Raw genomic sequence first — 18149 nt, 5'->3', positions numbered from 1 at the left:
GGAATGATGGAATTCGAGATCCCGCGCATTCCTCTCGCCGAATGGTGCGACATCGCGCTCGACTGGGCGACGGAGCATTTTTCCGGTGTCACCCGCGCCATGAGCGCAGTGATCGGCACCGCCATCGAGACGACGACCGACTTTCTCGTCGGCCTGCCGCCCTGGCTCGTCATCATCGCCTGCGGGCTGCTGGTGTGGCGCCTCACCAATGCGCGCATCGCCATCGGCACGATGCTCGGCTTCGCCTTTCTGTGGAACCTCGAACTTTGGCGGGCGACGCTGCAATCGCTGGTGCTGGTGCTGGTGTCGACGGCGTTCGCCCTCGCCATCGGCATTCCGATCGGCATCGCGGCAGCGCTGAGCAAGCGGTTCTGGCGCATTGTCGGGCCGGGGCTCGACATGATGCAGACCATGCCGAGCTTCGTCTATCTGATCCCCGCCATCCCGTTCTTCGGGCTGGGGGCGGTCTCGGCCTGCTTTGCCACCATCGTCTTCGCCATGCCGCCCACCATCCGCCTGACCGCGCTCGGCATCCTGCAGACCCCGCCGGAACTGGTGGAGGCGGCGGATGCCTTCGGCTCCAGCCGCTGGCAGAAACTGTTCAAGATCCAGCTGCCCCTCGCCATTCCCACCATCATGGCCGGCGTCAACCAGACCATCATGCTGGCGCTGTCCATGGTGGTCATCGCCGCGATGATCGGTGCCGGCGGCCTCGGCGGCGAGGTGTGGCGGGCGATCCAGCGGCTGGAGGCGGGCCAGGGCTTCCAAGCCGGCATCGCCATCGTCGTGCTCGCAGTCATCCTCGACCGCATCACCCAGCACATCGCCCGCCACATGCGGCGCGACCGCCAGCAGGGCTGAACCCTTCGCCAACGGAAGCAGAACGGGACTTCCGACCTCACAACCCACGGAGTGGAGAAACGCAATGGCATTCCTCGCGAAATTCCTGAAGACGGCCGCCGTCGCCGCCACCGCGCTCGGGCTCGCCGCCGGCGCAGCGCAGGCGGAGAAGAAGGACCTCACCCTCGCCTATGTCGAATGGTCCGACACTGTCGTCGCCACCAACATCGTCAAGACGGTGCTGGAAGAGGCGGGCTACAAGGTCAAGCTCGTGCCGCTCTCCGGCGCCGCCATGTGGCAGGCGGTGGCGACCGGCGAGGCCGATGCGATGGTGGCTGGCTGGCTGCCGGCGACGCACGAGGCCTATAACGCCAAGCTGAAGGACAAGGTGGTCAATCTCGGCCCCAACCTGTCCGGCGCCAAGATCGGCTGGGCCGTGCCGACCTACGTCGACATCACCTCGATCGAGGACATCAACAAGGACCCGGCGAAGTTCGGCGGCAAGGTCATCGGCATCGATCCCGGCGCCGGCCTGATGAAAGCGTCGGAAAAGGCGATCAAGGACTACGGCCTGAAGGTGAAGCTGGTCGAGGGCTCGGACGCCACCATGGTCGCCGCGCTCAAGGACGCCTACGCCAAGAAGGAGCCGATCGTCATCACCACCTGGACGCCGCACTGGATGTTCGCCGAGTGGGACCTGAAATACCTCGCCGACCCCAAGAACGTGTTCGGCGGCGAAGAGACGGTGAACACCATCGTTTCCACCAAGCTGAAGACCGAGGCGCCTGAGGCCTACAAGATCCTCGACAATTTCAGCCTGTCGCTGGACGACGAGCAGAAGGTGATGGTCGAGAACAACAAGCCCGGCGCCGATCCGGCCGCCACCGCCAAGGCCTGGGTCGCCGCCAACAAGGCCAAGGTCGACGCCTGGATGAAGTGATCTCGATGAGTCGTCCCGATTATCGGATCGGGACGACGCGCCGGGCCGATGCGAGGCCGCGCGCTGCCATCGAACTTCCATCGACGCGATGGCGTCGATCCGGGTGAGCAGGCTTTGCCTGCCCTCGCGAACGATCCCGGCCGGTCATCCCGGCTGGGGGACCCTCCCCTTGGGCGGCCGGCGCGTTCCGGCCGCCCTTTTTTCATTGACGCGCGATCGGCGCGCAGATCAGGGGCACGGTTCCCAGAAGCCCTGGGTGCGCTGCGGGTTGGTATAGAACCAGCAATAGTTCGGCTGCGGCGGCGGGCCAGCGAGATTGGCGGCGGCGACGCCGGTGAGGAAGCCGAGGGCGGCACCGGCCGCGACCGCGCCGCCGGGCGGCCAATAGGGGCGCGGGTTGACCACGACCACGCCGCCACCGCGCGGCACCGGGCCGTAATAGCGGCCGGGGCCGTAATAATGGCCGGGGCCGCGCCAGCCGCCGCCCCACGCAACGCCACAGCCGCGCGCGCCGCAGCCGGCGGCGCGCCAGGCGCTGGCTTCCTGCACCATGCCGAACAGACCGGCGGTGGACAGCACCGCCAGCGCGGCGAGCATGCTCTTTTTCATCATGACATTTCCCTCCTCAGGACCACGCCTCCGGCGCCGCCTCGCGCGCAGCGGATTCGCTGCGGTAATGGGACGCCTTTTCCCCACGCTCGGCAATAAGGGAGTTCCGCAGCGTCCTGCGGTGTGGCCCCGCCGCCCGTAGGGCCCGCTCGGGGGGTGGGATCGGGACCCTCCTCATTAGAATACGAACAATTCAAAGATACATTTATTATCAATAGGTTAGAGTCGTTCGTCGTTCTTTGTGGCGGAAATCGGTGCTATCGCACGCGCTGGGTCGGGTTCGAAAATGTCCCGACACATTCCCAGGAGAGTGCACATGAGACGCGCCGTACTTCCCGTGATCGTCGCGGCAACGGTGAGTCTGCCGGCAATGGCCGACCCGCGGGGCATTTCCCCCGCCTCGGTGGAAGCCACGCTCGGCAGCGTAGGAAACGAGGGCTTTGGCAGCTTCGACCTGTTCCTTCCCATGCTGGGCGACACGGACAGGCTGCTGTTCCTCGATGCCCGCGCCAGCTTCGGCAGTGAGCAGGAAATCGAGCAGGGCTCGGTGGGCCTTGGCTATCGCTTCCGGCATGAGAATGGCTGGGTTTACGGCATCAATGGCTATTTCGACTATCTGAACAGCCAGTACGACAACGACTTCACCCAGTTCGGCCTCGGCGTCGAGGCGCTGAGCCAGGATTGGGAGTTGCGCGCCAATGGCTATCTCCCGGTGGGCGACCTTGAGGCCGCGCTGGCCAGCGCCAATGCCGCGCTGATCGAGGCCGGGCGCCTGGTGTTCCGCGCCGGCGAGGAAACCGCGCTGCAGGGCTTCGATGGCGAGATCGGCTACCGCCTGCCCTTCCTCACGCCGGATGATCTCACGCAGATCAAGCTCTTCGCTGGCGGCTACTGGTACACCGGTGAAGGCGTCGAGGACGTGCCGGGCGTCTCCGCGCGGGTCGAAGTCTCGCGCGCCGGCCTTCCCGCCTTCGGCAATGGCTCGCGGCTGACGCTCATTGCCGGGCTGACCTATGACGAGCAATACGACACGCAGGGCATCTTCCTCGCCCGGCTGCGCGTGCCGCTCGGCGACACCTCAGGCCAGGCGCCCTATGACCCGCTCTACCGTCGGGTCGAGCGCTCGGATGCGATCCGCACCCATGTCGGCGCCACCGGCGCGGCGGAGGCGGCGGTCTATACCGAAACCGGCGCGGTTGCCGGCCGGGTGGTCGCCATCGGCGCGGGCGACGATGCCGGCACCATCAACGCCCGGCTGGTGACGGCCGGGAATGGCGCGCTTGTGCTCGCCTCCGGCACGGTCGACGTCGATTCCACCGTCGCGCTCGGCACCGGCCAGTATCTGCTCGGCGGCGGCGGCGCGCTCGCCGTGCGCGGCGCGGTGAGCGGCGGCACGGCGGTGTTCCGCAATGCGCTGCCGGCGGCGACGCTGAACGGCACCGACCCGCTCGACGATGTGCTCTCGCTGGAGGGCAACCGCAGCGCGGTGGCCTCGCTCGCCCTGCGTGGCGGCCGCTCCGGCGTGGTGGCGGAAGGCGTCTCCGGCATCGTGATGCGCGATCTCGACATATCCGGCACCGCCGAGCACGGCATCTCGCTGGAAAGCGTCTCCGGCGCCACCATCGCCTCCACCCGCATCCACGACCTCGCCACCTGCGAGAACAACACGGAATGCGAATGGTCGATCTTCAATCCCAATGTCGTGCGCAATGCCGGCATCGCCGCGCTGGCGGTAGAGGACCTGACCATCCGCGACGTGTCGATGGAAAACGTCACCTACGGCCTCTTTGTCGGCAGCCAGTATGAGGAGATCGACTGGGAGAACACCATCACCGGCCAGAGCGGCAACCTCACCGTGCAGAACCTCTCCATCGTCAACAGCCGCCGCGAGGGCATACTGCTGGTCGGCGTCGACGGGGCGGAGCTGCGCTCGATCAGCATCGACAATTCCGCCATGCAGCGCTCAATGGACCTGATCGTGCTGCAAAAGACCACGCATGCCGTGCTCGACGACCTGACGCTGAAGGGCGGCATCAACGGGCTGATGTTCGCCTCGTCCTTCAACCTGCCGGGCGTGACCACCGACATCGCGGTGTCCAATGCCTTCATCGAGGACACCTACCGCGCCGGCATCTTCCTCAACCCGTCGAGCGACATCAGCTTCACCAATGTCACCATCTCCAACCCCGGCAGCTATGGCGTCTATTTCTATGGCGACGCCTATGGCTTCGCCGGCGGACCGGTGACGGGGGTGAGCTTCACCGATGTGGAGGTGATCGCCAGCGGCAGCTCCGCCGTCTATGTCTCGGGTCCGATCCAGGACATTTCCGGCGACATCGCCACCAGCAACGTGTCTGTCCCCTGCTCGGCCGATGCCGGCCAGTGGTCCGGCACCGAACTCACGCAGACCGGCGGACAGGTGTTCGCTATTGGCGGGGCGACGGTGCCGGTGGGCACGCTCTCCGCCTCCTGCGGCCTCTGAGCCCTAGAGAACGCCGGGACGGCATTGCCGCCCCGGCGCCTTGATGCTACGCCCCGGCAAACAGCCGGAGCCCCCGCCATGACCACACGCCCGCTGATCCTCTCCCCCTCCATCCTCGCCTGCGACTTCGCGCGCTTCGGCGAGGAAGTCCGCGCGGTAGATGCCGCCGGTGCCGACTGGATTCATATCGACGTGATGGACGGGCATTTCGTGCCCAACATCTCCTTCGGCCCGGATGTGGTGAAGGCGGTGCGGCCGTTCTCGGCAAAACCCTTCGACGTGCATCTGATGATCGCGCCGGCGGACCCGTATCTGGAAGCCTTCGCCAAGGCGGGCGCCGACCACATCACCGTCCATGCCGAAGCCGGCCCGCACCTGCATCGCTCACTGCAGGCGATCCGCGCGCTGGGCAAGAAGGCCGGCGTCGCGCTCAATCCCGCCACCCCTGCCAATGCGGTGGAGCATGTGCTCGACCTGATCGACGTCATCATCGTGATGACGGTCAATCCCGGTTTTGGCGGCCAGGCCTTCATCCCCTCGGTCATGGACAAGGTGACTACCCTGTCCTCCATGGTCGCCGAGCGGCCGATCCATATCGAGATCGACGGCGGCGTCACCAAGGACACCGCCGCCGCCTGCATCAAGGCCGGCGCCAACGCGCTGGTCGCCGGCTCCGCCGTGTTCAAGGGCGGCGCACAGGCCTATGCCGGCAATATCGACGCCATCCGCAGCGCCGCGCTGCGGGCACGCGGCGAGCTTGTGTGAGCGCTCACGCGCGGCCGGCAGCCTGAGCCGGGGCGACTACAGCTGGGCGAACTGGCCCGCCCCCGGCGACGCGCGGCTTTGGCGGTCTGTGCTGGTCGATCTGTTCCGGCGTCGGCTGCCACCATGTCAGGTCGTGCTTGCGGGCCATCGCTGAACCGTCGATGCCGCGCGGATCGGCGCGGTTCCAGGGCTGGACGACGGCGTGGGTTGTCAGCCACCGCACCGTGGGATTCTCCGCCAGTATCTTCGCGACGAGCTCATCCAGCGCGGCAAGCTGCGCCGGCGGATAAGGCTCCGGATTGCTGCTGCGCTGAATATTGGCAAGCGAGACGCCGATGCCGGTCTCGTTGCAGGCCCCCTGACCGGATGGCGTGGGCACCTGCGAGGCCACATGAAAGGCCCGGTTCGCCGTCGGCACGCAGTGATAGATGATCGGCGCCGTCCCGTTGGCGTTCTCGCTCTTGGCGGAATCCTTCCCGTCGCGCGCGATGATGTAGTGATAGCTCAAGCCGACGCCGCGCAGATGGTTGATACTGGAGGATGCGGTCGAGCCTGCGGTAGCATGCAGAACGATAAGCGACGGCGGATGCTTGCGATTGCCGTGGGCGAGCCACGGCGAAACCTGGATCAGCGGCATATCAGGCCCCCCGGCCAGAGAATGAGCGGCACCATCTTACGTTGTATTTTTATCTATAACAATTTTTCCGTGTTGGGCACGCCGTTGCACCCAGCCCCGATTGCCTGCTAATGCCGCGCCTGACCCCGACCCACGACGAAAGAGCCCGCCCGTGATCCCGCGCTATTCCCGCCCCGAAATGGCTGCCATTTGGGAGCCGCAGACCCGCTTTCGCATCTGGTTCGAGATCGAGGCGCACGCCACCGATGCGCTCGCCGAGCTCGGCGTGGTGCCGAAGGAGGCCGCCGCGAAGATCTGGGAGATGGCGAAGGATGTGACCTTCGACGTCGCCCGCATCGACGAGATCGAGGCCGTTACCAAGCACGACGTCATCGCCTTCCTCACCCACCTTTCCGAGATCGTCGGCCCCGAGGCGCGCTTCGTCCATCAGGGCATGACCTCGTCCGACGTGCTCGACACCTGCCTCGCCGTGCAGTTGGTGCGCGCCGCCGACATCCTGATTGCCGATGTCGACCGGCTGCTGGCGGCGCTGGAGGCCCGCGCCTTCGAGCACAAGCTCACCCCCACCATCGGCCGCTCGCACGGCATCCATGCCGAGCCGACCACCTTCGGGCTGAAGCTCGCCCAGGCGCATGCTGAGTTCCAGCGCAACCGCGCCCGGCTGGTCACGGCGCGTGCAGAAGTGGCGACCTGCGCCATATCAGGCGCTGTCGGCACCTTCGCCCAGATCGACCCGCGGGTGGAGGAACATGTCGCCGCCAAGATGGGGCTGAAGGTCGAGCCGGTGTCGACCCAGGTGATCCCGCGCGACCGCCACGCCGCCTATTTCGCCACGCTCGGCGTCGTCGCCTCCTCGATGGAGCGGGTGGCGATCGAGATCCGCCATCTGCAGCGCACCGAGGTTCTGGAGGCCGAGGAGTTCTTCTCCGCCGGCCAGAAGGGTTCCTCGGCCATGCCGCACAAGCGCAACCCGGTGCTCACCGAGAACATCACCGGCCTCGCCCGCCTGGTGCGCGGCATGGTCACGCCGGCGCTCGAAAATGTGGCGCTCTGGCATGAGCGCGACATCTCGCACTCCTCGGTCGAGCGGATGATCGGCCCCGATGCCACGGTGACGCTCGACTTCGCACTGAACCGGCTGGCCGGCGTCGTGGAGAAGCTATTGGTCTATCCCGAGACCATGCAGAAGAATCTCGATCGGCTCGGCGGCCTCGTTCATTCGCAGCGCGTGCTGCTGGCGCTGACGCAGAAGGGCGCGAGCCGCGAGGACGCCTATCGCCTCGTGCAGCGAAACGCCATGCCGGTCTGGCGCGGCGAGGGCGAATTCCAGGCCCTGCTCACCGCCGACGAGGATGTGCGCACCTATCTGTCGGAAGAGGAGATCGCCGAGAAATTCGATCTCGGCTACCACCTCAAGCACGTCGACACGATCTTCCAGCGGGTCTTCGGCCGCAGCTGACCATGCCGCAACGCAAAGAGGCCGGGGTTTCCCCCGGCCTCTCTCGTAAGAACGGATGCGAGCAGGTCAGCGCCAGCCGCGCCCGCCACCGCCAAAGCCGCGCCCGCCGAATCCGCGCGGGCCGCCGCTGAAGCCGCCGCCGCGCACGAAGACCGGGCGCGGGCCCATGCCGGGACGACCGCCCCAGCCCGGGCGACCCGGACGCGGACCGGCCCAGCCCGGACGACCGGGACGAGGCCCCCAGCCCGGACGCGGCCCCCAACCCGGACGCGGACCCCAACCGGGACGCGGGCCCCAGCCGGGACGCGGGCCCCAGCCCGGACGCGGGCCCCAGCCCGGACGACCACCCCACCACACCGGGCGCGGGCGCCAGCCCGGGCCGTAATAGCCCCAGCCGGGACCGGGCCCGTAATAGCCGCCGCCCCAACCCGGCCCCCAGGCTGAGCCCGCCACGGCGCCAAGCGCGAAGGCGCCGACGCCAAGGGCGACATCGTCCGCGACGTAATTGGGGTTGACCATCACGGTCTGGTTGCCGCCGGCGAGATAGCTGGCGCTCACCCAGCCGCCGGCCGCCTGGCACCAATTGCCCTGGCAACCGCCGACATTCACCCGCGTGCCGCCCGGCAGCGTGCCGATCACACGAAAATTTGTGCCGGGGCCGGCGCGCACATTGAGATCGCGCGTCACCACCGCAGCCGACGCGGCGGTAAACGCCGCCCCGCCGACGAGAAGGCTGGCGGCGAGTGCCAGCGTTTTGAAGATTTTTTGCATGTGAACCTCCCTGAGGGAGCGCCTGAGGCCACGTTTCCCGGCGGACCCGATCGATATCCATCCTCGGTACCAATCGAATCGGGCGAAATTGGTTGCATTACCTATCGCCGTCCGGCGCGCGCCGCGCCGGACCTGAAGGGACCAGGAGACGAAGGGCCGCGCTCATCCGTCCGCCAGCCGCAGCGGTGCAAGCGCCCGCGCCCGGCGGGGCGCCGCGCGGCAAGGCCGAGGCGAGGCAGAGGATGGTGATCCGCCGGACGGAACGGCGTGGCCATCCATCGTCGGCAGGGCGCCGCACGGCCGATAGTGGCCGGGCATGCGTCGCAGGCCGGAAGTTGCCGGCCGGCGCTGGAGTGTGGCGCTGGCGGAAACGAGGCGTCAGCCGTCGTTCTTCAGCGTCTCGATCGCGGCCGCCAGGAGTTCGTCCATGGTGCGACGGATACGGTGCTCGGACACGTCGACGCCCTTGGCATCGAAGTCCGCCTTCAGCTTGCGGTAGACATCCTCGTCGCCGGCCTCTTCCAGATCGGCCGCGACGACGGAGCCGGCATAGGTGCTCGCCTCGTCGCCCGTGAGGCCGAGCTTCTCGGCCGCCCACAGGCCGAGGGCCTTGTTGCGCCGCGCCATGGCCTTGAACCGCAGGTTCTGGTCGTGGGCGTACTTGGCCTCGAACGCATCTTCGCGGTTGTCGAACGTGCTCATGTGATCGCCCCGTGTCTCGGTAAAAGCGCCGGCTTGATTATCCCGACCCCGGCCCCAAATCAACGCCGCCGACGCCGCGCGCCTCGCCCTACGGCAATGTGACGCTCATCGGCGGCGTTTGCGGTGGATGGTGTCGCACCCCGCCACGCAAGGACGCCATACCGCGTGGCGGCGTTTGTATCCGCCCCCCCGATGGGCTAGTGTCGGCGCGAGGGTGTCAGCACCAATGCGAGACGAATCGTCAGAGCGCCGAGCGTGCGCAGACGTGCGGCGCCCCCAGCCGTGAACCCGGAACCGGAGCCCCGGCATCCTAATGGACTTCCTCAACCGACGGTACCCACCCATGAGCCGCCGCCGCCGCATTTATGAAGGTAAGGCGAAGGTCCTGTATGAAGGTCCTGAGCCCGGCACCCTGATCCAGCACTTCAAGGATGACGCCACCGCCTTCAACAACAAGAAGCACGATGTCATCGACGGCAAAGGCGTGCTGAACAACCGCATCTCGGAATATGTCTTCCTGAGACTGAACGAGATCGGTGTCCCCACGCATTTCATCAAGCGGCTGAACATGCGCGAGCAGCTCATCCGCGAGGTCGAGATCATCCCGCTGGAAGTCGTCGTGCGCAATGTCGCCGCCGGCTCGCTGTCGACCCGCCTCGGCATCGAGGAAGGCACGCAGCTCCCGCGCTCGATCATCGAGTTCTATTACAAGAACGACGCGCTTAACGACCCGCTGGTGTCGGAAGAGCACATCACCGCGTTCGGCTGGGCCACGACTCAGGAAATCGACGACATCATCGCCCTGGCGATCCGCGTCAACGATTTCCTCTCGGGCCTTTTCCTCGGCGTCGGCATCCGTCTTGTGGACTTCAAGATGGAATGCGGCCGCCTATGGGAAAACGACATGATGCGGATCGTCGTTGCCGACGAGATCAGCCCGGATTCGTGCCGGCTGTGGGACATCAAGTCGAACGACAAGCTCGACAAGGACCGCTTCCGCCGCGACATGGGCGGGCTGGTCGAAGCCTATTCGGAAGTCGCCCGTCGCCTCGGCATCATGTCCGAGAACGAGCGCGTCCAGACGGGCGGTCCGGTTCTGGTGAAGTCCGAACCCGAAGAGTGATGATGCCGGATGCGTGATGCGCTGCCCTCGGGTCAGCCATTCCGCATTCCAGCATTGAGCCGTTCGCGGCCAAATGGTAGGCGGGGGCCTCAAAGCCCCCGTTTCTGTTTTTCCCGCTGCTTCTGTCGCACGAACCTGCCCGAGAGTGATCCATGAAGGCGCGCGTCCTCGTCACCCTGAAATCCGCCGTGCTCGATCCGCAGGGCAAGGCCATTGAGGGCGCCCTGCGCTCGCTCGGCGTCCCCGGCGTCTCCAGCGTCCGCCAGGGCAAGGTCTTCGATGTCGAGCTGGACACCAGCGATCCGGCCAAGGCCGAGGCGACGCTGAAGGACGCCTGCGAGAAGCTGCTCGCCAATACGGTGATCGAAACCTACCGCATCGAGCTCGTGGACTGACGCCATGAAATCCGCCGTCCTCGTCTTTCCCGGCTCCAACCGCGAGGGCGATGTCGCACGCGCGCTCCACATGGTCTCGGGCGTCAAGCCGGCCATGGTCTGGCACGCCGACACCGCGCTTCCCCCGGGCACCGATCTCGTCGTCCTGCCGGGCGGCTTTTCCTATGGCGACTATCTGCGCTGCGGCGCCATCGCCGCCCGCGCCCCGATCATGGAGGCGGTGCGCGCCCATGCCGCCCGCGGCGGGCTGGTGCTCGGCATCTGCAATGGCTTCCAGATCCTGTGCGAGAGCGGGCTGCTGCCCGGCGTGCTCGTGCGCAACGCCCGCCTGCGCTTCATCTGCCGCGAGGCGCTCTTGAAGGTTGAGCGCAACGACACCCCCTTCACCCGCCGCTACGCGCGGGGCGCCATCGTGCGCTACCCCGTCGCCCATGGCGAGGGCAACTACACCGCCGACGCAGCGACGCTGAAGCGGCTGGAGGAGGAAGGGCGCGTGCTGTTCCGCTATGTGATGCCGGACGGGCACCGCGACGACGCGCAGGTGCTCAACGGCGCCGCCAACTCCATCGCCGGCATCGTCTCCGAGAAGCTGAACGTGCTCGGCCTGATGCCGCACCCCGAAAACCATGTGGACCCGGTGGTCGGCCCGACCGACGGGCGCGCTTTGTTCGAAAGCATCGTCGGCGCGCTGGAGAAGGCGTGACCCCGCCCGCCCTGCCCGACCGCGTAACGGAATGACGGCCTTCGCATGATCCCCTCCGAACCGAAAATCACTCCCGAACTCGTCGCCGAGCATGGCCTCAAGCCCGACGAGTATGAGCGCATCCTGAAGCTGATCGGCCGCGAGCCGACCTTCACCGAGCTCGGCATCTTCTCGGCGATGTGGAACGAGCACTGCTCTTACAAATCTTCGCGCCTGCATCTGCGCGGCCTGCCGACCAAGGCGCCCTGGGTGATCCAGGGACCGGGCGAGAATGCCGGCGTCATCGACATCGGCGACGGCAAGGCCGCCGTGTTCAAGATGGAGAGCCACAACCACCCCTCCTATATCGAGCCCTATCAGGGCGCCGGTACAGGTGTCGGCGGCATCCTGCGCGACGTGTTCACCATGGGCGCGCGCCCGATTGCGGCTTTGAACGCGCTGCGCTTCGGCGACCCCAAGCACCCGCGCACCCGCCATCTCGTGGGAGGCGTGGTGGCCGGCATCGCCGGCTACGGCAATTCGTTCGGCGTCCCCACCGTGGGCGGGCTGGTCGGCTTCCACACCCGCTATGACGGCAACAACCTTGTAAACGCCATGGCGGTCGGCCTCGCCGACGCCGACAAGATCTTCTACGCCAAGGCCACCGGCGTCGGCCTGCCCGTGGTCTATCTCGGCTCGAAGACCGGACGCGACGGCATCCACGGCGCCACCATGGCCTCGGCAGAGTTTGGCGAGGGCGCGGAGGAAAAACGCCCCACCGTGCAGGTCGGCGACCCCTTCGCCGAAAAGCTGCTGCTGGAAGCGTGCCTTGAAATCATGGAGGCGGGCTGTGTCGTCGCCATTCAGGACATGGGCGCCGCCGGCCTCACCTGCTCGGCGGTGGAGATGGGCGCCAAGGGCGACCTCGGCATCGAGCTCGACCTCGACAAGCTGCCCTGCCGCGAAACCGGCATGAGCGCCTATGAGATGATGCTCTCCGAGAGCCAGGAGCGCATGCTCATGGTGATCGCGCCCGGCAAGGAAGAGCAGGCGGAAGCCATTTTCCTCAAATGGGGCCTCGACTTCGCCATCGTCGGCTACACCACCGACACGCTGCGCTTCGTCGTCCGCCACAAGGGCGAGATCAAGGCCGACCTGCCGATCAAGGAACTGGGCGACGAGGCCCCGCTCTATGATCGCCCCTGGGTGGAAACGCCCAAGCAGCAGCGCATCGACCCCGCTTCGCTCGACATCACCGCCACCCTTCCCGGCGCGCTGGAACGGCTGATCGGCTCGCCCGACTTCGCCTCCAAGCGCTGGATCTGGGAGCAGTATGACCATTTGATCCTCAACAACACCGTGCAGCGCCCCGGCGGCGACGCGGCGGTGGTGCGGGTGGAAGACGGCCCCAAGGGCCTTGCCATGACCTGCGACGTCACCCCCCGCTATTGCGAGGCCGACCCGTTCGAGGGCGGCAAGCAGGCGGTGGCGGAAGCCTGGCGCAACCTCACCGCCGTCGGTGCCCGGCCGCTGGCGCTGACCGACAACCTCAATTTCGGCAATCCCGAAAAACCCGAGATCATGGGCCAGCTGGTCGGCTGCCTGCGCGGCATCGGGGCGGCGGCGCTGGAACTGGACTTCCCGGTCGTCTCCGGCAATGTCAGCCTCTACAACGAAACCAATGGCCGCGGCATCCTCCCGACCCCGACCATTGGCGGCGTCGGCGTGCTCGACGACATCGAGAAGATGGCGACGCTGGACTTCAAAGCCAATGGCGAGACCATCCTCGTCCTCGGCGCCACCACCGGCTGGCTCGGCCAGTCCGCCTTCCTCTCGGAAATCCTCGACCGCGAGGACGGCGCCCCGCCGCCGGTCGACCTCGCGCTGGAGCGCAAGACCGGCGATCTCGTGCGCGGGCTGATCAATGACGGCCTCGTCACCGCCGTGCACGACGTGTCGGATGGCGGGCTGCTGGTGGCGCTGACGGAAATGGCGCTGGCCTCCGGCATCGGCGCCAACCTCGCCGCCCCGCCGCCGGACATGAACCCCTTCGCCTTCTGGTTCGGCGAGGACCAGGCCCGCTACATCGTCACCGTCGAGAGCAGCGCCAAGGCACTGGTGCTGCGCCGGGCGGAGCTGGCCGGCATCCCGGTCGCCAAGCTCGGCACAACAGGCGGCGACCGATTGCATATCGCGGGCGAGCGCCCAATTGTAGTGGACGCGCTGCGCGAGCGGCACGAGGCCTGGCTGCCCATCTATATGGGCGCGGGCTTGATGTGAGGGAGCCTGTCTGATGGCAATGGAAGCAGCCGAAATCGAACGGCTGATCAAGGAAGGTCTGCCGGACGCCTCGGTCGAGATCCGCGATCTCGCCGGCGACGGCAATCACTATGCCGCGACCGTGATCGCCGAGAGCTTCCGCGGCAAGAGCCGAGTGCAGCAGCATCAGATGGTCTATGCGACGCTGAAGGGCCAGATGGGCGGCGTGTTGCACGCCCTCGCGCTTCAGACCAATGTACCCGACTGAAGGCGGCCGGCGCCCCCAACCCGCGCCGCCACGACCCCCTCTCGCGAGGCCCGCAAGGGCGAAAGGCACGCCATGAGCATTCAGGATTTCATCGACAGCCAGGTGAAGAGCAACGACGTCGTCGTGTTCATGAAGGGCACGCCGCAATTCCCGATGTGCGGCTTCTCCGGCCAGGTGGCGCAGGTCTTCGCCCTGCTCGGCGTCGACTATAAGGGCATCAACGTCCTCGATTCCGACGAGATGCGCACCGGCATCAAGGAATACACCAACTGGCCGACCATTCCGCAGGTCTTCGTCAAGGGCGAGTTCGTCGGCGGCTGCGACATCGTCCGCGAGATGTACCAGTCCGGCGAGCTGCAGACGCTGCTGGAAGAAAAGGGCGTCCCGGTGATGGGCAAGGCGACGGCCTGAGGCGTTTCGCGATTTCTGCGGCATTCCGGGGCGCAGGTGGCGCCCCGTTCTGTTTCCGGCGGCATGTCAGCGAAAATGCCCTTCGATCCAGGCGAGAAAACTCTCGCCGGAGGGTGGCAGCGTCACGAAGCGGCGGGCCACCAGCCAGTAGGCGCCGAAGGGAATGGAAAGCGCGAAGGGCCGTATCAGTTCGCCCCGGGCGAGAGCGTCAGACGCCAGCCGGTCATCGGAGAGCACCACGCCCTGCCCGCGCAGCGCCGCCTGCAAGGTGAGGCCACCTTCCGCATAGACCAGCCCGCGTTGCGCTGCGGCCGGCGCGGTGATTCCTGCGGCGGCAAACCACTGCCCCCACACATCGCGCCGCTCCTCGTGAACCAGCGGGTAGGTCAACAACTCCTCCGGCCGCTGTAACGCCTCGCCATCACGCAGCAGGGCGGGCGAGAGCACCGGCGTCAGCCGTGTCGTGCACAGCGGGCGGCTCTCGACCCTCGGCCACCGACTTTGCGTTTCGCTGTGACGGATGGCGATGGCGGGATCCCGCCCGCGAAATTCATAGAAGCGCCGATCGGTATCAATATCGAGATCAATGCCGGGATAACGCCGCTGAAAATCGGCGAGATTGGGCATGAGCCAGCACGAGGCAAAGGACGGCTCGCAACTGATGATCAGCGGCGGTTGCTCATCAGTGCTGCGCAGCCGGTCGAGACAATCGCCGATGCTGTCGAAGGAAGCGGTCAGCGTCACCCGCAGTTCCTGGCCGGCTGCCGTCAGCACCACGGCACGATGACGCCGCTCGAAGAGTGGACACCCGATCAGCGCTTCCAGGTCCCGCACCTGCCGGCTGATCGCCGCCTGCGAGATGAAGAGTTCGGCGGCGGCCTGGGTAAAGCTGGAATGCCGCGCAGCCACCTCGAAGCTGCGCAGTGCGGTAAGCGGCAGCCGGCCTCGTTTCATTCATAACCTCAAGTCATGCGAGGGCGATCATAAGCTCGTTTGTCGACCGGCGCCAACAGGGGTTCAGATGGCGGCCGAGGAGATGCCCCCATGCCGACGATTTTGCTCAATGTACTAATCGATACGATCGCGCTGGCGACGTTTCAGCGCCCGCCGCATCGACGCGTGAACCATGGCCGCGATGAAACCGGCTTTTGCCGCGAGGACGTCGGCGCGCGGGTTGCGGCGCCTGCGCCCCGGCCGTCCAGGCGGGTCTGGACGCTCGGGGCGTTGGCCCGGCTAGGCCTGGCTCGCTGAGGGCGCCCGCCCAACAAAGCCGCCCACCGGGGCGGCTTATTGGTAGCGGGAGCGCTCCTCCGCCCCGCGCCAGCACAAACTGGCGGGCTGATCACACCCTCTATGGCTGCATTTTGTCACTTGAAGTTGTATTTTACCGATGCGTTAATGGTGCTCCTAAGGGGGACAGGGCCATGCGCATCTATTTTGCGACCAACCGGCGTTACGTCGAAGCCAGCATTCCGCCGTTCAGGGACCGCTACAATGTCGAGGGGCCGGCGATCTACCGGGTCGGCTATGCCGAGGTGACGAAGAACGCGGACCCGGCCGAGAAGCCGGACGATGCCTTCACCATCGACTCCATCCATGTCGAGCCCGAAGCATCGGCCGACACGGCGGATGCCAAGGAAGTGCTCGGCTCGAGCAAGATATTTGCCGAGCTCACCCACAAATCCCGCGTGCAGCGGCGGAACATCGTCGTCTATATCCACGGCTTCAATTCGAGCTTCGAGACCTGCATCCAGCGCGCCGCGCAGTTGCACGATGCCTGGCTGGATGGCGACGGGGCGCCGCTCGTCTTCGCTTTCAGCTGGCCCGCCGATGGCGGCGATGGGCTGGGCTTCGGCCAGAACGGCGAGACCGGCTCGAAATGGAAGTATTTCAGCGATCGTGACGACGCCGAATCCTCCGGCAAGGCGATTGCCCGCAGCCTGCGCCGGCTGCTCGACTACCTGATGGAACTTCGCAAACAGGACATCGCGGCCCAGGCCGAGCCCTGCGAGCAGTGCATTCACCTTGTCGCCCACAGCATGGGAAACTGGGCGCTACGCCATGCCCTTCTATCCCTTCGCGCGCTCATCCACGGCGCGCGCCTGCCGAAGATCTTCACCAACGCCTTCCTGATGGCCGCAGACGAGGACGCCGATGCGCTGGAGCACAGGCACAAGCTTGGGCTGCTTCCACAGATGGCCGAAGCGATACATGTCTATCATAGCAAGAACGACCTCGCCCTTCTGATAAGCGACATCACCAAAGTCAACCCGGACCGGCTTGGAAATAGGGGCCCGAGCATCATCGACGGGCTAGACACCAATATATACGGCATTGACTGCGCGGCCGTCAGCGATACAAGCGCCTGGAAGCATGGTCGCCATCAATATTACCGACTTCGGCCGGAAGTCATTTACGACGTCCGGCAGGTCATCGCCGGCAAGGCACCCGACCAGATCGACGGACGCACGCCGCTAAGAGCGGGCCGGCTGTACCGCATCGAGCCGGCGGGCTGAACCAACAAAAAAGCCGCCCTTCCGGGCGGCTTTTGGGTATGAGATAATTGAATACAAGGCGCGTCACCCGGCCAGCTTGCGCGCGGTCCGTTGAGATGGCGCCAAGCCGCCCGTATCGCCTACGGGCGGCTGTGGAACACCGCCCGGGGCTCCTAACAGGCGCTGCAGAGGCAGCTCAGCTGCCGGTGTTTGCATCCCCCTCGCCACCATTAAATTGTTGTGTCGCGACAGGAAGGCCGATGACCTTCAACTGCGGCGCGCGCCAGATCTTCCGAATGACGCTCACTTCATTCCCACTCATGTGTCCCTCGCTTCCATTAAACGGATCGTGTCCCACCAAGTGGTGGCTTTTTCTTTGCCCGTCACTGTGCCGCTCGGGGAGCTTTCTGTCAGGTTGCCGCAGCGGTCATGCTGACATGGGCACCATCGACCAGCAGGGTGATGGTTACAAGTGTCATGCGGCGGGCGCGCCGGACGGCTCCTTCGTCATTCGGCTCCAGCAGCAGGGCGCAGCCGAGGCGGAGGCTGGCATCATCGTGGGGAAAGCCCCTCCCCGCCCAACAAAAAAGCCGCCCTTTCCGGGCGGCTTTTCGTCTCTCGCGATCCGGTGAGGGATCAGCGCGAATAGAATTCGACGACGAGGTTGGGCTCCATCACGACCGGATAGGGCACCTCGTTGAGTTCCGGGATGCGGACGAACTTGGCCGTCATCTTGGAGTGGTCGACTTCGAGATAGTCCGGGGTGTCGCGCTCGCCGGAGGCAACGGCTTCCAGCACCAGCACGAGCTGGCGGGAGGATTCCTTGACCTCGATCACATCGCCGACCTTCACCTGGTAGGACGGGATGTTGACGCGGCGGCCGTTCACCTTGATGTGGCCGTGGCTCACGAACTGGCGGGCGGCGAACACGGTGGGGACGAACTTGGCGCGGTAGATCACCGCGTCGAGACGACGCTCCAGCAGGCCGATCAGGTTGGCGCCGGTGTCGCCCTTGAGGCGCGAGGCCTCGACATACACCGAATAGAACTGCTTCTCGCCGATCGAGGCATAGTAGCCCTTCAGCTTCTGCTTGGCGCGCAGCTGCACGCCGAAGTCGGAAACCTTGCCCTTGCGGCGCTGGCCGTGCTGGCCGGGGCCGTATTCACGCTTGTTGATGGGGCTCTTCGGGCGACCCCAGATATTCTCGCCCATACGGCGGTCAAGCTTGTGCTTGGCCGAAACGCGCTTGCTCATGCGCAGGTCCTCTCGCATATCGTTGCGGTTTGGATCGCGCCCCCTCCTCTACCCCCA

21 protein-coding genes are annotated in these 18149 nt (G+C 66.2%); 14 read left to right on the top strand and 7 right to left on the bottom strand.

Annotated features, from left to right (window positions below):
* Positions 1 to 6: 6 nt before the first annotated feature.
* Together J2S76_RS22485 and J2S76_RS22480 are read left to right on the top strand one after the other, a co-directional pair.
* Positions 7 to 861, top strand: coding sequence for an ABC transporter permease (locus tag J2S76_RS22485; RefSeq protein ID WP_307064283.1), 855 nt, complete (start codon positions 7 to 9; stop codon positions 859 to 861).
* A 64-nt stretch (positions 862 to 925) separates the two neighbouring features.
* Complete coding sequence (locus tag J2S76_RS22480) at positions 926 to 1780, top strand: glycine betaine ABC transporter substrate-binding protein (RefSeq protein ID WP_307064282.1); 855 nt, start codon at positions 926 to 928, stop codon at positions 1778 to 1780.
* Between the two features lie 228 nt (positions 1781 to 2008).
* Here J2S76_RS22480 and J2S76_RS22475 read toward each other — a convergent pair whose 3' ends face one another.
* Entirely contained in the window at positions 2009 to 2389 is a 381-nt protein-coding gene (locus J2S76_RS22475; RefSeq protein WP_370874831.1) for a hypothetical protein, read from the bottom strand.
* A 316-nt stretch (positions 2390 to 2705) separates the two neighbouring features.
* Between J2S76_RS22475 and J2S76_RS22470 the strand changes: the two genes are divergently transcribed.
* Positions 2706 to 4871: an inverse autotransporter beta domain-containing protein gene (locus J2S76_RS22470; protein WP_307064278.1), complete on the top strand. Its 2166-nt coding sequence runs from the start codon at positions 2706 to 2708 to the stop codon at positions 4869 to 4871.
* A 78-nt stretch (positions 4872 to 4949) separates the two neighbouring features.
* Positions 4950 to 5636, top strand: a complete 687-nt coding sequence (gene rpe / locus J2S76_RS22465) for a ribulose-phosphate 3-epimerase (RefSeq protein ID WP_307064277.1) — start codon at positions 4950 to 4952, stop codon at positions 5634 to 5636.
* Positions 5637 to 5640: 4 nt separating this feature from the next.
* Here the strand turns inward: rpe and J2S76_RS22460 are convergent, their stop codons facing one another.
* Positions 5641 to 6273 (bottom strand): N-acetylmuramoyl-L-alanine amidase, encoded by a 633-nt coding sequence (locus tag J2S76_RS22460; RefSeq protein ID WP_307064275.1) that lies wholly within the window; start codon positions 6271 to 6273, stop codon positions 5641 to 5643.
* 151 nt (positions 6274 to 6424) lie between these two features.
* Here J2S76_RS22460 and purB point away from each other — a divergent pair, with 151 nt between their 5' ends.
* Positions 6425 to 7732 carry an adenylosuccinate lyase gene (purB, locus tag J2S76_RS22455; RefSeq protein WP_307064273.1) on the top strand — a complete coding sequence of 436 codons (1308 nt, stop codon included), beginning with the start codon at positions 6425 to 6427 and terminating at the stop codon, positions 7730 to 7732.
* A 66-nt stretch (positions 7733 to 7798) separates the two neighbouring features.
* On the opposite strand, the gene J2S76_RS22450 is transcribed toward purB, so the two are convergent.
* Positions 7799 to 8503, bottom strand: coding sequence for an SH3 domain-containing protein (locus tag J2S76_RS22450; protein WP_307064271.1), 705 nt, complete (start codon positions 8501 to 8503; stop codon positions 7799 to 7801).
* A 378-nt stretch (positions 8504 to 8881) separates the two neighbouring features.
* Positions 8882 to 9205, bottom strand: coding sequence for a DUF1476 domain-containing protein (locus tag J2S76_RS22445; RefSeq protein WP_307064269.1), 324 nt, complete (start codon positions 9203 to 9205; stop codon positions 8882 to 8884).
* A gap of 313 nt (positions 9206 to 9518) precedes the next feature.
* On the opposite strand from J2S76_RS22445, the gene purC reads away from it, so the two are divergent.
* The 6 genes from purC to grxD all read left to right on the top strand — a co-directional run bounded on the left by purC (position 9519) and on the right by grxD (position 14343).
* Positions 9519 to 10328 carry a phosphoribosylaminoimidazolesuccinocarboxamide synthase gene (purC, locus tag J2S76_RS22440; RefSeq protein ID WP_026221476.1) on the top strand — a complete coding sequence of 270 codons (810 nt, stop codon included), beginning with the start codon at positions 9519 to 9521 and terminating at the stop codon, positions 10326 to 10328.
* Positions 10329 to 10480: 152 nt separating this feature from the next.
* Positions 10481 to 10723, top strand: a complete 243-nt coding sequence (gene purS, locus J2S76_RS22435; protein WP_131835799.1) for a phosphoribosylformylglycinamidine synthase subunit PurS — start codon at positions 10481 to 10483, stop codon at positions 10721 to 10723.
* Positions 10724 to 10727: 4 nt separating this feature from the next.
* Positions 10728 to 11426, top strand: a complete 699-nt coding sequence (purQ, locus tag J2S76_RS22430) for a phosphoribosylformylglycinamidine synthase subunit PurQ (protein ID WP_307064266.1) — start codon at positions 10728 to 10730, stop codon at positions 11424 to 11426.
* A 45-nt stretch (positions 11427 to 11471) separates the two neighbouring features.
* Positions 11472 to 13685 carry a phosphoribosylformylglycinamidine synthase subunit PurL gene (gene purL, locus J2S76_RS22425; protein ID WP_307064264.1) on the top strand — a complete coding sequence of 738 codons (2214 nt, stop codon included), beginning with the start codon at positions 11472 to 11474 and terminating at the stop codon, positions 13683 to 13685.
* A gap of 13 nt (positions 13686 to 13698) precedes the next feature.
* Complete coding sequence (locus tag J2S76_RS22420; protein WP_018391433.1) at positions 13699 to 13932, top strand: BolA family protein; 234 nt, start codon at positions 13699 to 13701, stop codon at positions 13930 to 13932.
* 72 nt (positions 13933 to 14004) lie between these two features.
* Positions 14005 to 14343 (top strand): Grx4 family monothiol glutaredoxin, encoded by a 339-nt coding sequence (gene grxD, locus J2S76_RS22415; RefSeq protein ID WP_018391434.1) that lies wholly within the window; start codon positions 14005 to 14007, stop codon positions 14341 to 14343.
* Between the two features lie 66 nt (positions 14344 to 14409).
* On the opposite strand, the gene J2S76_RS22410 is transcribed toward grxD, so the two are convergent.
* Positions 14410 to 15297: a LysR substrate-binding domain-containing protein gene (locus tag J2S76_RS22410; RefSeq protein WP_307064262.1), complete on the bottom strand. Its 888-nt coding sequence runs from the start codon at positions 15295 to 15297 to the stop codon at positions 14410 to 14412.
* 90 nt (positions 15298 to 15387) lie between these two features.
* Between J2S76_RS22410 and J2S76_RS22405 the strand changes: the two genes are divergently transcribed.
* Together J2S76_RS22405 and J2S76_RS22400 are read left to right on the top strand one after the other, a co-directional pair.
* Positions 15388 to 15594, top strand: coding sequence for a hypothetical protein (locus J2S76_RS22405; RefSeq protein ID WP_307064260.1), 207 nt, complete (start codon positions 15388 to 15390; stop codon positions 15592 to 15594).
* Between the two features lie 113 nt (positions 15595 to 15707).
* Positions 15708 to 16859, top strand: a complete 1152-nt coding sequence (locus J2S76_RS22400) for an alpha/beta hydrolase (protein WP_307064257.1) — start codon at positions 15708 to 15710, stop codon at positions 16857 to 16859.
* A gap of 175 nt (positions 16860 to 17034) precedes the next feature.
* On the opposite strand, the gene J2S76_RS22395 is transcribed toward J2S76_RS22400, so the two are convergent.
* The gene (locus tag J2S76_RS22395; RefSeq protein ID WP_307064255.1) at positions 17035 to 17160 is read right to left on the bottom strand and encodes a hypothetical protein; all 126 of its coding nucleotides are present in this window, start codon (positions 17158 to 17160) and stop codon (positions 17035 to 17037) included.
* 115 nt (positions 17161 to 17275) lie between these two features.
* Between J2S76_RS22395 and J2S76_RS23210 the strand changes: the two genes are divergently transcribed.
* Positions 17276 to 17470: a hypothetical protein gene (locus J2S76_RS23210; protein WP_370874829.1), complete on the top strand. Its 195-nt coding sequence runs from the start codon at positions 17276 to 17278 to the stop codon at positions 17468 to 17470.
* A gap of 4 nt (positions 17471 to 17474) precedes the next feature.
* Here the strand turns inward: J2S76_RS23210 and rpsD are convergent, their stop codons facing one another.
* A complete protein-coding gene (rpsD, locus tag J2S76_RS22385; RefSeq protein WP_307064253.1) occupies positions 17475 to 18092 on the bottom strand; it encodes a 30S ribosomal protein S4 in 618 nt (205 codons plus the stop codon).
* Positions 18093 to 18149 lie beyond the last annotated feature (57 nt).

Source organism: Ancylobacter vacuolatus (genome assembly GCF_030813595.1).
Classification (GTDB): Bacteria; Pseudomonadota; Alphaproteobacteria; order Rhizobiales; family Xanthobacteraceae; genus Ancylobacter; species Ancylobacter vacuolatus.
Note: the sequence above shows the minus strand (reverse complement) of the source record. Positions and strands in the feature narration are given on the sequence as shown.

Bases quoted from the DNA above. Each gene is read 5' to 3' on its own strand.
- J2S76_RS22485 (WP_307064283.1), top strand. From the start codon at position 7: ATGGAATTCGAGATCCCGCGCATTCCTCTCGCCGAATGGTGCGACATC.
- J2S76_RS22480 (WP_307064282.1), top strand. From the start codon at position 926: ATGGCATTCCTCGCGAAATTCCTGAAGACGGCCGCCGTCGCCGCCACC.
- J2S76_RS22475 (WP_370874831.1), bottom strand. From the start codon at position 2,389: ATGAAAAAGAGCATGCTCGCCGCGCTGGCGGTGCTGTCCACCGCCGGT.
- J2S76_RS22470 (WP_307064278.1), top strand. From the start codon at position 2,706: ATGAGACGCGCCGTACTTCCCGTGATCGTCGCGGCAACGGTGAGTCTG.
- rpe (WP_307064277.1), top strand. From the start codon at position 4,950: ATGACCACACGCCCGCTGATCCTCTCCCCCTCCATCCTCGCCTGCGAC.
- J2S76_RS22460 (WP_307064275.1), bottom strand. From the start codon at position 6,273: ATGCCGCTGATCCAGGTTTCGCCGTGGCTCGCCCACGGCAATCGCAAG.
- J2S76_RS22450 (WP_307064271.1), bottom strand. From the start codon at position 8,503: ATGCAAAAAATCTTCAAAACGCTGGCACTCGCCGCCAGCCTTCTCGTC.
- J2S76_RS22445 (WP_307064269.1), bottom strand. From the start codon at position 9,205: ATGAGCACGTTCGACAACCGCGAAGATGCGTTCGAGGCCAAGTACGCC.
- purC (WP_026221476.1), top strand. From the start codon at position 9,519: ATGGACTTCCTCAACCGACGGTACCCACCCATGAGCCGCCGCCGCCGC.
- purS (WP_131835799.1), top strand. From the start codon at position 10,481: ATGAAGGCGCGCGTCCTCGTCACCCTGAAATCCGCCGTGCTCGATCCG.
- purQ (WP_307064266.1), top strand. From the start codon at position 10,728: ATGAAATCCGCCGTCCTCGTCTTTCCCGGCTCCAACCGCGAGGGCGAT.
- purL (WP_307064264.1), top strand. From the start codon at position 11,472: ATGATCCCCTCCGAACCGAAAATCACTCCCGAACTCGTCGCCGAGCAT.
- J2S76_RS22420 (WP_018391433.1), top strand. From the start codon at position 13,699: ATGGCAATGGAAGCAGCCGAAATCGAACGGCTGATCAAGGAAGGTCTG.
- grxD (WP_018391434.1), top strand. From the start codon at position 14,005: ATGAGCATTCAGGATTTCATCGACAGCCAGGTGAAGAGCAACGACGTC.
- J2S76_RS22410 (WP_307064262.1), bottom strand. From the start codon at position 15,297: ATGAAACGAGGCCGGCTGCCGCTTACCGCACTGCGCAGCTTCGAGGTG.
- J2S76_RS22405 (WP_307064260.1), top strand. From the start codon at position 15,388: ATGCCGACGATTTTGCTCAATGTACTAATCGATACGATCGCGCTGGCG.
- J2S76_RS22395 (WP_307064255.1), bottom strand. From the start codon at position 17,160: ATGAGTGGGAATGAAGTGAGCGTCATTCGGAAGATCTGGCGCGCGCCG.
- J2S76_RS23210 (WP_370874829.1), top strand. From the start codon at position 17,276: ATGGGCACCATCGACCAGCAGGGTGATGGTTACAAGTGTCATGCGGCG.
- rpsD (WP_307064253.1), bottom strand. From the start codon at position 18,092: ATGAGCAAGCGCGTTTCGGCCAAGCACAAGCTTGACCGCCGTATGGGC.